The sequence below is a fragment of the Bacillus sp. PK6-025 genome (assembly GCF_056530265.1).
On sequence record NZ_CP096509.1, the window covers coordinates 3687775 to 3701653 of the forward strand.

General features: G+C 47.6%; 13 protein-coding genes and 1 tRNA gene. 4 read left to right on the top strand and 10 right to left on the bottom strand.

Annotated features, from left to right (window positions below; all coding sequences use genetic code 11):
• Positions 1–6: 6 nt before the first annotated feature.
• The 7 genes from M1D67_RS18940 to M1D67_RS18970 form a co-directional block, all read right to left on the bottom strand.
• Positions 7–957, bottom strand: coding sequence for a phosphoglycerate dehydrogenase (locus M1D67_RS18940; protein ID WP_145930006.1), 951 nt, complete (start codon positions 955–957; stop codon positions 7–9).
• A 27-nt stretch (positions 958–984) separates the two neighbouring features.
• Entirely contained in the window at positions 985–1983 is a 999-nt protein-coding gene (gene pdxA, locus M1D67_RS18945) for a 4-hydroxythreonine-4-phosphate dehydrogenase PdxA (RefSeq protein WP_025810728.1), read from the bottom strand.
• 3 nt (positions 1984–1986) lie between these two features.
• Positions 1987–3258, bottom strand: a complete 1272-nt coding sequence (locus M1D67_RS18950; protein ID WP_020453038.1) for a four-carbon acid sugar kinase family protein — start codon at positions 3256–3258, stop codon at positions 1987–1989.
• 13 nt (positions 3259–3271) lie between these two features.
• Positions 3272–4438 (bottom strand): iron-containing alcohol dehydrogenase, encoded by a 1167-nt coding sequence (locus M1D67_RS18955; protein WP_025810727.1) that lies wholly within the window; start codon positions 4436–4438, stop codon positions 3272–3274.
• A 13-nt stretch (positions 4439–4451) separates the two neighbouring features.
• Positions 4452–5339 (bottom strand): 4-hydroxy-tetrahydrodipicolinate synthase, encoded by an 888-nt coding sequence (gene dapA, locus M1D67_RS18960; RefSeq protein ID WP_020453040.1) that lies wholly within the window; start codon positions 5337–5339, stop codon positions 4452–4454.
• Between the two features lie 144 nt (positions 5340–5483).
• Positions 5484–7202: a PrpR N-terminal domain-containing protein gene (locus tag M1D67_RS18965; RefSeq protein WP_479831452.1), complete on the bottom strand. Its 1719-nt coding sequence runs from the start codon at positions 7200–7202 to the stop codon at positions 5484–5486.
• A 99-nt stretch (positions 7203–7301) separates the two neighbouring features.
• Complete coding sequence (locus M1D67_RS18970) at positions 7302–7625, bottom strand: winged helix-turn-helix transcriptional regulator (protein WP_020453042.1); 324 nt, start codon at positions 7623–7625, stop codon at positions 7302–7304.
• Positions 7626–7797: 172 nt separating this feature from the next.
• On the opposite strand from M1D67_RS18970, the gene M1D67_RS18975 reads away from it, so the two are divergent.
• From M1D67_RS18975 to M1D67_RS18985, 3 genes are all read left to right on the top strand, one after another.
• Positions 7798–8892, top strand: a complete 1095-nt coding sequence (locus M1D67_RS18975; RefSeq protein WP_026580145.1) for an NADH-dependent flavin oxidoreductase — start codon at positions 7798–7800, stop codon at positions 8890–8892.
• Positions 8893–9240: 348 nt separating this feature from the next.
• Positions 9241–10686 carry a glycoside hydrolase family 68 protein gene (locus tag M1D67_RS18980; protein ID WP_023856345.1) on the top strand — a complete coding sequence of 482 codons (1446 nt, stop codon included), beginning with the start codon at positions 9241–9243 and terminating at the stop codon, positions 10684–10686.
• A gap of 79 nt (positions 10687–10765) precedes the next feature.
• The gene (locus M1D67_RS18985) at positions 10766–12313 is read left to right on the top strand and encodes a glycoside hydrolase family 32 protein (protein ID WP_039073036.1); all 1548 of its coding nucleotides are present in this window, start codon (positions 10766–10768) and stop codon (positions 12311–12313) included.
• 64 nt (positions 12314–12377) lie between these two features.
• Here the strand turns inward: M1D67_RS18985 and M1D67_RS18990 are convergent, their stop codons facing one another.
• The 3 genes from M1D67_RS18990 to M1D67_RS19000 all read right to left on the bottom strand — a co-directional run bounded on the left by M1D67_RS18990 (position 12378) and on the right by M1D67_RS19000 (position 12997).
• Positions 12378–12530, bottom strand: a complete 153-nt coding sequence (locus tag M1D67_RS18990) for a hypothetical protein (RefSeq protein WP_164468296.1) — start codon at positions 12528–12530, stop codon at positions 12378–12380.
• Between the two features lie 127 nt (positions 12531–12657).
• Positions 12658–12733: transfer RNA gene (locus M1D67_RS18995), tRNA-Arg, on the bottom strand.
• A 144-nt stretch (positions 12734–12877) separates the two neighbouring features.
• Positions 12878–12997: an NINE protein gene (locus M1D67_RS19000; RefSeq protein ID WP_075212739.1), complete on the bottom strand. Its 120-nt coding sequence runs from the start codon at positions 12995–12997 to the stop codon at positions 12878–12880.
• Positions 12998–13280: 283 nt separating this feature from the next.
• On the opposite strand from M1D67_RS19000, the gene clpP reads away from it, so the two are divergent.
• A complete protein-coding gene (gene clpP, locus M1D67_RS19005; RefSeq protein ID WP_003185550.1) occupies positions 13281–13877 on the top strand; it encodes an ATP-dependent Clp endopeptidase proteolytic subunit ClpP in 597 nt (198 codons plus the stop codon).
• The last annotated feature ends 2 nt before the right edge of the window (positions 13878–13879 follow it).

Below are 13879 nucleotides of genomic sequence, written 5' to 3' on the forward strand. Positions count from 1 at the left end.
ACACATTCACAACCCGTTGACGACAAACTCCGGTTTTTGTTTGTCGATCAGTACACTAGCGATGTTTTTGACGCATATCATCCCAAGGTTCTGTACGGCATCTCGGGTGTACCCCGCGATATGCGGCATGGCGATAAAACGGTCCAGCTCAAAGAGAGGGTGCTGCTTCAGCGGTTCGGTTTGATACACGTCAAGCGCAGCCCCTGCGATGCTCCCGTTCGCCAAGGCATCATATAACGCACACTCAGACACGATGCCTCCCCTTGAAGCATTGATCAGATAAGATGTTTCTTTCATAGCGGCTAATTCTTTTTCACCGATCATGTTTTCCGTTTCGGCTGTGAGCGGCATATGAAGGGTGATAAAGTCGCTTTCTTTCAAGAGGTGATCAAGCTCCGTAAATTGGATGTGATGATCGGCTGCGAATGCACGATCGGGAAACACATCATAGGCTAAAACAGTCATATTGAAGCCTTGCGCCCGTTTGGCGACTTCTTTTCCGATCATGCCAAGTCCGACGATACCGAGTGTTTTGCCGTAAACGTCAGATCCAAAAATCCTCGGCCATTTTCCCAGCTTTGTCTCCCTGTCGGCTGCAGGAATCTGTCTTGCAGCCGATAGCATGAGGCCGAATACAAAATCGGCGACTGCATGCTTGTTGGCGTTGGGAGCATTCGTCACCAAGACATTGCGCTCTTTCGCAGCGTGCAGATCAATATTGTCGACACCGACGCCATGTTTGCAGACAATTTTTAAAGAAGGGAGACGATCCAGGACATACGGCGTAATCTGGTTAAACGCCACGATCGCGGCATCCGCTCCGCCTGCTGCTTCTATGAACTGCTCCTCTGTTATATCTGCAGGAAGGCGTTCCAGCGATATGCCTTTTTTCTTCAAAAACAAGACGGGATTGTCTGAGTATTTCGCAAATGACGGTGATGTACATACGACTTTCATAAGATGCACCAACCTTCTTTCATTTTTCTACGATTTGGGCGCCAGCTCAGCGGCTGACCGCAAAGCAGCGAGCATGCTTCTTTCATCGGCTTTGTTCTGCCCCGCAATGTCAAATGCGGTTCCGTGGTCGACAGAGGTGCGTATGATCCCGCCGTTTAATCCGACCGTAATGTTGACGCCCTCTTCCAACCCGAGGACTTTGACCGGTATATGCCCCTGGTCGTGGTAGCAGGCTACGACCAGGTCAACATCTCCTCTGACAGCTTTGTAAAACAGCGTGTCTGCGGGGTATGGGCCGCCGGCATCAATTCCCTCAGCTGCCGCCTGCTCAATCCCCGGAAGCAATTGCCGTTCTTCCTCGCCGCTTCCAAACAGGCCGTTTTCCCCTGCATGGGGGTTGATTCCGCAAACAGCAATTTTCGGCTGTTCGTATCCGGCTCTTGTCAATGTATCATGTGCGAGACGGATGACTTTATAGGTCCGCTCCGGCGTAATCGACTGAATCGCCTCGATCAGCCCTTGATGCGTTGTCAGGTGAATCACCTTCAGCTTTGGCGAAGCCAGCATCATGCTGTAGTCTGTCGTATTCGTTAAATGAGCGAGAATTTCCGTATGCCCCGGGTATCGGTGTCCGCCTTTATGCAGCGCCTCCTTATTTAAAGGCGCTGTGCAAATCGCTTGAATGCAGCCTTTTTTAGCGAGCTCAACCGCTTTTTTCACGAAATGGAAAGCGGCGTTTCCAGCTTCAGCCGATACCTTTCCGACAGGCAGGTTTTCAGGGAGCAGATCGATATCGAGGCAATCGATCTTTCCATGTACAAAACCGCCCTCGTCCGGATGCCCGACCTTGTTAATGACAACCTTTGATCCGATTTGGAAAGCGGCTTTTTTCAGCATTTTCATATCGCCGATGACGAGCGGCCTGCACATGTCATACACTTCACGGGACTTGAGGGCTTTTACGATAATTTCCGGACCGACGCCTGCCGCGTCGCCCATTGTAATGCCGATAACCGGTTTCTTCATTGTTTATCCTCCTTGTAGCTTGTTTGCCGCACTTGCCATCACCGAACGCGAGCCAAAATTTCCGGCCTTTGTCACAATGTACAATTCTTCACCGGCTGCTCCCAGCGGAATGCCGGGCTCTACTTCGTCCAGCAATCGTATCTCATGAATCCGAAGCTGATGCAGCACTTGGTATGCCGTGTCACCTCCGGTTAAAAACAGACGTCTCACATGAAAGGCTTGAATCAGCTCGCCCGCCAATTCGCCTAGTGCACCGGACACCGCATTGCTCGTTTGAACCGGGGTGAGTCCGCGGCTTTCACCAATCTTCTGTGTCTCTGCCGCATTGTCCGAGGTGCAGAGGACGATGTGTTTCGAACGGCGGCGGACGTCCGCCGCCCTCTCCTTCAGCCGTTCGAACTCGTTTCTTTTCTCAGCTCCGCCGCACAGCACGCGCTCTGATCTCATTTCAATTTTTTCAGCCGCACGTCCGGCGAATAGTTCGTGAAGCTGTTCCCTCCCCTTCCGACTCATGCTTCCGACGACAAACATGATCGGCTGGTCGGAAAACGGAACGGTTTGACCGAGCTCCCTTTCTTTCAGATTGAACGCTTTGGGCAGGCAGCTCATCAAGCCTGCCGAACCGGCTAAAATGATAGAATACGGCAAACTCTCCAAAATAAGCGCCAGATCCTGCAGATCGGATTCGTGAACCGAATCGGCCGTCACATATGAAATCCCTTCCGCCCGAAAGCGTTCCAGCTTGTTGCGAACATGCCCGTGTCCGCGGCGGATGTCTTCATATGATAAATGCCCGCTCTTATTTCGAGTCTGCTTTTCTATTAATCTTTGAATATTCGACTCGGCTACAGGCGTTTTCGGATCGTTTGCCGCTTCGGTTTCTTCAAGCTTTACGCCGTTCACATAATGGACGCCGCCGATAACCTGACGTCCGTTTTGAGGGTAGCCGGGAGCGATCAGTACAAAATCCGGCTGAAACACTTCGTGCATCGCTTGAAGCTCGGCTCCGATATTTCCCCTCATTGTGCTGTCGATTTTTTTGTAGACGATATCAAACGATTGCCGGGAGATGTGTTCACTGATGTTTTTCACAGTCGCCTTCGCCTCTGCGGCTGACAGCGATCTGCTGTCCGTATTGAAAATAACGACGCCTTCCGTTTCCCGTCTGGTGAATTCGGCGTCGAGTTTGACGGAAACATCCATCCCGTAATGAACAAGCTGACCGCCGCAGTCGTTCGCTCCCGTCAAATCATCCGCGATGATTGCAATTTTCAAATGTCTTCATCCTTTAGTTGATTAGTTTTCGATAGATGTCTTTTATATTTTCCAGACTGAGCGGTTTCGGATTGTTATGAAGCAGGCGCGTCACTTTTGAAGCTGAGTCGGCTAAATCGTCCACGTCGCTTGCGGTTACGCCGAACGCTTTTAAATCCTGAGGAATATTCAGCCGCTTCGTCCACTCTCTTATTTTCTGCACAACAGCCTCAGCCGCTTGTTCGGCGGTCAAATCAGATGCAGCGATTCCCATCGTTTCTGCCGCAAGAGACAGCCGTTTTGTAATAGCATCCATATTAAACTCCATCACATGCGGAAGGAGCATCGAATTGGCGACACCGTGGGGAATTCGGTATTTCCCCCCAAGCGGATAGGCGAGGGCATGAACGGCAGCAGTACCGGCAGCCGTCAGCGCCATTCCGCCATACGTCGAGCCGAGCAGCATGTTTTCTCTCGCTTGTATCGATGAACCGTTTTCATACGCTTCCACAATACTTGCCGAAATCAATCTGATGGATTCTAAAGCGAACATATCGCTGATCGGGTTTGCTTTCGTCGAAATGAACGATTCAAGCGAATGGGTGAATGCATCCATTCCGGTAGCCGCCGTAATTGATTTTGGCAATCCAAGGGTGATGATCGGGTCAAGAATGACAAGTTTCGGCAAAAGAAGCGGACTGACGATGCCGACTTTCAATTCCTCTTCGGGAAGCGTAACGATCGCGTTCGGCGTCACCTCTGCGCCTGTCCCCGAGGTACTCGGAATCAGCACGGTCGGGATTCCCGGCTTTTCGACCAAATCTGTCCCGAGCAGCTCCTCGACCTTTTTTGAATTCGTTTGCAGCACGGACAATATTTTCGTTCCGTCCAGCACGCTGCCTCCGCCGATTCCGATGAGAATGTCGTATCGTTTATCACGGATTCCTCTAAATACGTCTTCAATATTTTGTGCGGTCGGTTCCGGCAATATGGCTGTGCAAACATCTGACTGAATGCCAATCTCTGTAAGCTGAGCCTGTACTTCTCCGATCGCGCCAAGTTTGACAATCGACGGCTGGGTAATAATCAGCGCCCTGTCCGAATTCGGTACAATCGTTCGTACATGATCTTTGAGCCTGCGGATGGAATGTTCGCCCGCAACGATATGATCGGCTGTCCGAAATTGATAATTCGCTGGCATTCTTGAAACCTCCCTATTTTGATTGATAGTAAGCGACCATTTTTTCGACCTCCAAGAGCGCCGAACCGGCCAGCTCTTGGATGGGCGCTTTCGGCGGGCCTACAGGGATTGAATAAAGCCCAACCGCTTTTTTCAGTGCCGCCGGGATCGTACCTAAACGAAATGTATCGCGAAGCGGCTGAAGCTCCATCTGGGCAGCCTCCGCCTTTTCAGTCTCACCCTCTGACCAATGGTGGTAAATCGACGTTACGATATCAGGGAGCATATTTGCTGTTGCTGCGACTGCTCCCGCTCCTCCCGCTTGAAGCGTTTTCAATATGAGCGAATCGGTGCCTGCAAAAACGGAAAAGTCCTCATTTTTCGTCAGCTCGATATACTGCTGTATGTTTTCAAAGTTTCCGCTGCTGTCCTTAATTCCAACGATATTATCCACTTTCGCAAGCTCTGCCACTGTTTCTGGTTCTAAATGGAAACCTGTTTTTGAAGGGATATTGTACAAAAGGATCGGAAGTGAAACGGATGCCGCAATTGTTTTATAATGCACCGCCGCTTCTTCCTGTGTCGGTGGAATAAAGAATGGCGTGATGACCGACAGCGCATCTGCGCCAAGCCTCTCCATTTTCTTAGAAAGCCAGATCGCTTCTTCTGTGCTGTTTCCTCCGCTCCCTACCATGACGGGAACGCGTCCTGCCGTCTCTTGAATGATGATTTCTGCAACTTTCAGCTTGTCTCCGGTGTTGAACATATGAAATTCCCCGTTGGTACCCAACGCAAAAAGCCCGTGTACATGAGCATCGATCAAATGGTTTGTCAGCTGTTTCAACGCCGATTCATCAATGCTTTGATCTTCTGTGAGCGGTGTCAGCATAGCGGGATAAATCCCCTTTGGTACGAATCCCATGATTGCCTCCCCTTCCTGTAAAGCGTTTTCAAAAATGATTATATACATAAATGTTTCAATAATCAACGTTATTTATCTAATTATTTTTTATTTATTGTTGCATATTAAAACAAAAAATAAAACACCGGTTTAGCCGGTGTCTTATCAATGTGACGATTTCAATTTTCTCCAAAGCGTCGTTCTGTTGATGCCGAGCCTTTCCGCTGTTCTTGTTTGATTGTTCCCTTCTTCGGCATAGATTTTTTGAATGATTCTTTTTTCGATCTCTTCGAGCGTTCCGGATAAATCGATGTCTTCTCTTTCTTCCTCGTTCAAGCGGCTCAGGGCCCGTTCGGCGTCAGCCTTCTCGATATAAACGCCCTGCGCTTCAAGGACACAGTTTTGGACCGTTTTTCTCAATTGGCTGAGGTTGCCCGGCCATTTCGCTTCTTCAAGCAGAACACCAGCTTCGCTTCGAAAGCCGACGATTTGTTTGCCGAATGCCTCATTGCTTTCCGCAATAAACAGATAAGCCAGATGCAAAATATCCTCTTTTCTTTCGGAAAGAGGGGGAACGTCCAGTTCCAAATGACAAAGCGCATCATATAAATCGCTTAAAAATTCCCCGGCGCGCCTGCGGGAAGAAGAAACGATCAGCCTCGGCCCGTCATACGGTTCGCTGATCCGCCTGAGTAAAAGCCGTTGCGAGGACGGCGGCATGCGATCGACTTGTTTGATGTATAGCGTTCCTCTCCCTGAAAAGAATTCTTCGCTTTCACACGCCTGTTCCCATTCTGCTTCAGACAGCAAACCGGCATCGATTTTTCGAAACGGCTCATGCTTGTCCTCCCCCTTCATATGGATCAGCCCGGCCAAGCTCTCTTTCCCTGAGCCGGGCGCTCCGTTGATCCATATGGGTTCCCGCCTTGCCGCGAACAACTCCGCTTTTTTCAGCACCTGCTGCATCGTTTCGTTCCTCGATGTTTCCATATAACTCATCCGTAAAGGAGAAAGAGTCGCTGCTCCAGGCAAAGAAGAAACGTGAACATCTTTTGCATTTTCCGCGGTAAATACGGTCAATGCCTCGTCTGATGCGAAAAACCTGCGTCCCGTGATATTCCATGTCCGCCCATGCTTTCGGAATCTAAAATGGATGACTCCCTTCTTTTCCGCTTCCCCGATCAGCTCTTCCAGATGATCCAGCAAGCCGATTTGTTCGGCAAATACGCCGTTTTGAAAAACCGGCCGCAATGTCTTGTTGTATACTGCATAACCGGTCTCGGCCTTTTGTAAAATGTGATACGGCACAGCGTACTTCTGCTTGATGCTCTCTAAAAAGGAATACAGTTTTTTAGCGTTTGCAAAAGCTTTGGCAATGCTTTCTTTTCCGGATGTCAAAAGCAGTCCGTTTAAACCGAGCTGCTCTGCTTTCTCAATTGTGATCACATCGCCGATAATGATCTGATAGCCCTGTTCTTTGAGCTGAAGAAGCACCGGTTCAACATCGCGTTCGTCTGATACGGTGCAGGCGTCGATCCGGATATCCAAAATTTCGCACACTGCTGACGCGCCGTCGGCAATCATCGGAAATCCGACAATTGCCGCTTTGCCGGGATAGCCCTTGGCAAGCGTAAGCACACGCAGCATATCGTATCCCGACACTTCGATATCCACAACCGGAATGGAAACTTCTTGCTGGATCAGCTCAGCGGTTCCACCTCTACTGATAATCAAATCAGTCCCGTTTGCTTCCGCTTGTTTCGCCAGTTCCACGCCCTTCTCTAAATCTCCGGAAGCCGCCTCGAATTCAAAATCCTCGCCGCCTGCCACTTGAATCATCAGCTCTTTTAATCCTTCATATGGAGCAATTGCCATCACTTTCATATTCGATCACCTTTTGTTGCAAATTTAAACATATTATCACTATACCAAAAGGCAGAAATATTTGGAACCGCAAAACGAAGGCAAAATAAAAAGGCTCCATTACGGAAGCCATTTTTCCCCCCACGCGGCCATCTCTTTAAAAATGCCGTGGAACTCTTTACCTTTTTCTGTTAATTCATATTCTACAGTAACAGGAACCGTCGGGAACACCTTCCGGGAAATCATACCGCTTTCTTCAAGATGTCTTAATGTGTCAGTTAATCCTTTAGTGTTGACGTTTCCCAAGTTCCTTCTGAGCTCGTTGAATCGCCGCTTGCCCTGAATGAGCTCGGCGAGAACCAAAAATGACCATTTACCGGAGAAAATTTTCAATACACCCTGTATTAAAGAAGAACATTCTTTATGATCGACAGCTGAATTCATAGCAATTCCTCCATTGCCTCATTCGCCAATTTTGACTTGATCCTACCATATGGACACCAGAGCATTCAAGAGAACGATCTTACGGTTTATTTTTATAAAGCATATATAAAAAAATTGCGTTCTTGTGGAGCCTCACGGTGGTTGCTATGGTTATATCAAAAGGAGGAAAAACATGAAAAAACAATACGATTCTTTATTCACACCCTTTACTTTTAAAAACGGCATCCAATTGAAAAATAGAATCATCATGCCGCCAATGGGGCATTCATCCTCTATGCCGGGAGGATTCATTTCTGACGACGAACTCGTCTATTATGCCGCGCGGGCGACAGATGTCGGGATGGTCATCACATCTGCGACAACTGTACAGCCCGGAACCGGATTTCCCGGCATTCCCGGAGCTGAGAACGATGATCAAATCCCGGGACTAACCCGGCTTGCAGCCACTTTAAAGAAACATGGAGCAAAAGCAATCCTGCAGCTCTTCCATCCTGGAGCCAAAGGTATAGAGCAGACGGTCAGTGCCAGCGCCGTCGCTCCGAATCAACCGAATGCACCGGTGCCAAGGGCACTGTCTGAGCAAGACATTCAAGACCTTATCCATTCTTTCGGCCAGGCGGCGCGAAGAGCGATAGAGGCCGGGTTTGACGGAGTCGAAATTCACGGCGCAAACGGGTTTCTCATCCATCAGTTCTTCTCTCCTTATTACAACCGGCGCAATGACAGCTGGGGCGGCACTTTAGAGAAACGGATGAGATTTCCGCTTCAGATTATAGAAGAAATCAGACGCGTAGCGGATAGCTACCATAAACCATCTTTTATCATCGGCTACAAATTTTCGCCCGAAGAGCCGGAAACGCCCGGAATCACAATGGCTGAAACGTTGCCTTTCGTCAATGTACTGCGGGAACAAGCATTGGATTACCTGCACGTTTCTCTCATTGATTTCCGGTCCTTGCCGCGCCGTGGTGCAGACAAATCCCGCACGCGGATGGAACTGATCAAAGAAGCGGTCGGCGACCGTCTTCCTCTGATCGGAGCCGGGAAAGTACACACACCGGAAGATGCCGTTCAAGCGCTGAAAACAGGTGCCGATCTCGTCGGAATCGGTCGGGGACTTCTGATGGATCCGGAATGGCTTCAAAAAGTTCAAGCCGGAAAAGAGGACGATATTCAAACAACCCTGTCAAGACATGATCAACGAAAGCTCGCAATTCCAGATGCCTTTTGGGAAAGTATACCGATGTATATTGATTTCAACGATTGACGATTCCTCCTTATACGGACTATAGATTCATTAAAAAAGGTGCCTTTTAGCTTAAAATTGATGTCATTTGCAAAAAAATGTATGAGAAAAGAGGAACTTAGACCAGTTGAGTCCCGGAGATGAGTATATTAGAATGATGGTAATTCAATATTGTCGGGATTGTTACTGTCTAAGCAGGCAAGACCTAAAATGTGTGAAGGGCGAAGTCTATCTTTTGCCTATATGACCTTGCACATTTTAGGTCTTTTTTCTGTTCTTCAGGACAATGCCGCAGTTAGGAGGGATGATTGGAAACGTTCATGTTGTCAGGAGCAATCTGTTACATATTGAAAAAGGGAGGAAATATTGATGAACATCAAAAACATCGCTAAAAAAGCGTCAGCCTTAACCGTCGCAGCAGCTCTGCTTGCGGGAGGCGCGCCGCAAACCTTTGCAAAAGAAACGCAAGATTACAAGAAGAGTTACGGATTTTCTCATATCACAAGACATGACATGCTGAAAATTCCCGAACAGCAAAAGAGCGAACAATTTAAAGTTCCTCAATTCGATCCGAAAACCATCAAAAACATCCCTTCAGCAAAAGGTTATAACAAAAATGGAGAACTGATCGATTTAGACGTATGGGACAGCTGGCCGCTGCAAAATGCCGACGGAACAGTCGCTACATACCACGGCTACAATCTTGTTTTCGCGTTGGCGGGCGACCCGAAAGACGTCGATGACACATCCATCTACTTGTTCTATCAAAAGAAAGGCGAAACTTCCATCGACAGCTGGAAAAACGCCGGCAGAGTGTTTAAAGACAGCGACAAATTCACTCCTGACGATCCGTACCTTAAGTATCAAACACAAGAGTGGTCAGGTTCCGCCACGCTGACAAAAGACGGAAAAGTCCGACTGTTTTACACAGCTTTCTCCGGCACGCAATACGGCAAACAGACGCTGACAACGGCTCAGGTCAACTTCACTCAGCCGGATTCGGACACACTGAAAATTGATGGTGTAGAAGATCATAAATCGGTCTTTGACGGCGCCGACGGTTCAGTGTACCAAAACGTTCAGCAATTCATTGACGAAGGAAACTACAGCTCCGGCGACAACCATACGCTGAGAGACCCGCATTATGTGGAAGATCACGGCCGCAAATATCTCGTATTTGAAGCCAATACGGGAACAAAAACCGGCTATCAGGGAGAAGACTCTCTATTCAACAGAGCTTACTACGGAGGCAGCAAGCAGTTCTTTAGAGGAGAAAGCAGCAAGCTGCTTCAAGGAGCGAACAAAAAGAACGCTTCATTGGCTAACGGCGCACTCGGAATCATCGAATTAAATAAAGATTATACGCTGAAAAAAGTCATGAAGCCTTTGATCGCCTCCAATACGGTGACTGATGAAATCGAACGGGCCAACCTCTTCAAAATGAACGGAAAATGGTATCTGTTCACAGATTCAAGAGGATCAAAAATGACAATTGACGGCATTGGTGCAAAAGACATTTATATGCTCGGCTATGTATCAGATTCACTAACCGGGCCATTCAAGCCTTTAAACAAATCCGGACTTGTTTTGCACATGGACCTTGATTACAATGACATCACATTTACTTATTCACACTTTGCCGTACCGCAGAAAAAAGGCGACAAAGTCGTCATCACGAGCTACATCACAAACAGAGGAATTTCAAACGAGCATCACGCCACATTTGCACCAAGCTTTTTGCTGAAAGTCAAAGGATCAAAAACATCCGTTGTCAAAAACAGCATTCTTGAACAGGGACAATTAACGGTAAACTAATAAAACGAACGAAAGAAAATGCCGGTGAACATCGGCATTTTCTTTCGTGTGTCATCTTAGAATAAAGCGGGGAATTTTCTTGAAGAAGACAGTATATAAGCGGATTAGCATTTTAACTGTTTGTCTTGGAATCTTCATCATGATATTGGTTTCAGACCGGGAAACAGAAAAAAAGGGAGAATCCCCGGAAACACCGGAATATCGCGCGGCTTTCCATTTGACAACCCCTGACAAGTGGAAAAACGACCCTCAAAAGCCCGTCTATTTCAATGGAAAATATCATTACTACTATCTCTATAACCGGGACTATCCGGACGGCAATGGGACAGAGTGGCGCCACGCGGTGTCAGATGATCTCGTCCACTGGCAGGATCAAGGGGTTGCCATTCCGAAATATACGAATAAAAACGGCGATCCTTGGTCCGGTTCTGTCGTTGTCGACTCACAAAACACAGCCGGCTTCGGCAAAGGGGCGATCGTGGCGATAATGACGCAGCCCTCGGCCAATGACGGGAAGGAAGAACAATTTTTATGGTACAGCCAAAATGGTGGAAAAACATTTAAACCTTACGGTGAAGAGCCGGTATTGCCTAATCCGGACACCGTCGATTTCAGAGATCCGAAAGTGATCTGGGATGAAGAGGATGATAAATGGGTGATGGCGCTGGCTGAAGGAACGAAAATCGGCTTTTACGAATCACAAAATCTGAAGGAATGGCGTTATACAAGTAGTTTTCAAACAGAAAATATCGGCATCATCGAATGTCCGGATCTATTCAAAATGCGGGCGGATGACGGAACATATAAATGGGTTCTCGGAGCAAGCGCAAATGGAAAAGGTGCCGGCAAGCCGAATACTTATGCATACTGGACAGGCAGCTTCAACGGCAACGAATTTACCGCGGACGAAGCGGAACCTCAGTGGCTTGATCACGGCTTTGACTGGTATGCGGGCGTGACATTTGAGGACGGCGAAACAGACGATTCGTACGAGAAACGCTATGCTTTGGCGTGGATGAATAACTGGGATTATGCAAACCGGACGCCGACATGGAAAGACGGCTTTAACGGAACCGATTCGATCGTCCGGCAAATTCAGCTTAAACATAAAGGCGGAAATCAATACAGCCTTGCCTCTCATCCAATCGATCAATTGGATGAATTAACCGAATCGACAGATGAGTTTGAGCGCATCGAAGTAAACGGATCAAAAACGCTTCAGATTAAGGCAAATACCTATCAGCTTGAGGCGGATATCTCGTGGGCCGATCTTAAAAACGCGGGATTCAGGCTAAGAGAATCCGCGGATCGAAAACGCCATATCGATGTAGGAATTTCGGCTGAAGGCGGTTATTCTTTTGTGAACAGAGGATTTACGGGACAGCCTGACAGCACCCGCACCTATTTGGAAAGCAAAGCACCGTTTGATCCGGAAAAAAAGCGGGTGCATTTCACAATCATCGTAGATCAAAACACTGTCGAAGCGTTTATTGATGACGGCGAAACGACGCACTCAAACCTTGCATTTCCAGACCTGAATGATACGGGTATCACGCTCTTTACCGAAAATGGAACGGCCGTCTTTGAAAATCTAAAGATCAAACATATGCGTTCAATCCACGATTAAACAACAACGGGCGGCCAAGCGGCCGCCCGTTGTTGTAAAAGCGCAAAAAAGCGAGCCTTCCAGCTCACTTTCCGTTTCGTTTCGGCACAACAGCAGACAACAAAATCCCCGCCCCGAGGCCGATCAAAAGCCCCGGTGCCGGATGGTCGAATACTATCCCGATGCCTAATCCAATCAACAGTCCTGACGGTATAAAATAATTGTGTTTTTTGTCCATTTAACCCCGCCCCTTCGTCTAGTCATCACGAGTAACCCCAATTGATATATGCTTCCGGGGAGTCAAATACGACTAAAAGTGCACAAAAAAAACAAGGGCGGCTAATGCCAAACCCTTGTCTTGAAAACGCGCTCGGAGGGATTCGAACCCCCGGCAGACGTGGTACCGGAAACCACCGCTCTATCCAGCTGAGCTACGAGCGCACAATATAATTTTTTAACGTCAGCAATTTATATTATAAGGTCTGTTCTTTAAAAAGTCAATCACAATCTCTTGCTCGAAACAATGCAGGTTTAGATTATACTCGATTTCTTTATTTAATTCGTCCGTTGTTTTCACAAGGCAGATCATACCGTCAATAAAAGACCAAATCTAATCCAGTTGAGAAGCAGCATGGCTACAGCGTAGCCTGTTCTCTCGTCGAGATAAAATCTATGAGCGGCAACAACGCCGAGAAACCCGATCAGCTTTGGTTTCTTCTTATTTGAAGCTCTGAGCGCTCTTGTCTGCGTTCACATATATAACCGGCTTCCTTTTTTCCTATAAATTAAATTGAAGATCAATGGACTTAGACCCCATTTTTCTATACTTTCCTCTGTAAAGTTGATCTTTTGTTTGAATGTCCTTTAAAATGGGAAAAATAAACCCCAGTATGTCTTTTTAATGAAGGCGGCTTTTTGTTTGACCTTTATTGACCAAAAATGTATGATTAAACTACATACTTACCTTTTAAGGTGAAGGAGGAGCATTATGAATTTAATACCTACAGTCATTGAACAGACGAACCGCGGGGAAAGAGCGTATGACATTTACTCACGCTTGTTGAAAGACCGTATCATTATGCTGGGATCAGCAATCGATGACAATGTTGCGAACTCCATCGTATCTCAGCTTCTATTCCTTGAAGCCGAAGATCCAGAAAAAGATATCAGCATCTATATTAACAGCCCTGGCGGCTCTATCACAGCCGGCATGGCGATTTATGACACCATGCAGTTCATTAAACCTCAAGTCTCTACGATTTGTACGGGAATGGCGGCATCTATGGGTGCGTTCCTTCTCGCAGCCGGCGAGAAAGGGAAGCGCTACGCTCTTCCAAACAGTGAAGTCATGATCCACCAGCCGCTTGGCGGAGCGCAAGGTCAGGCAACAGAAATCGAAATTGCCGCGAAGCGCATTCTTTCATTGCGTGACAAACTGAACAAAATTCTTGCAGAGCGCACTGGACAACCGCTTGAAGTGATCGAGCGCGATACAGACCGTGACAACTTCAAAACGGCTGAAGAAGCAAAAGAATACGGCCTGATTGATAAAGTGCTCACACGCAATATCGACGCACAGAAGTAAAC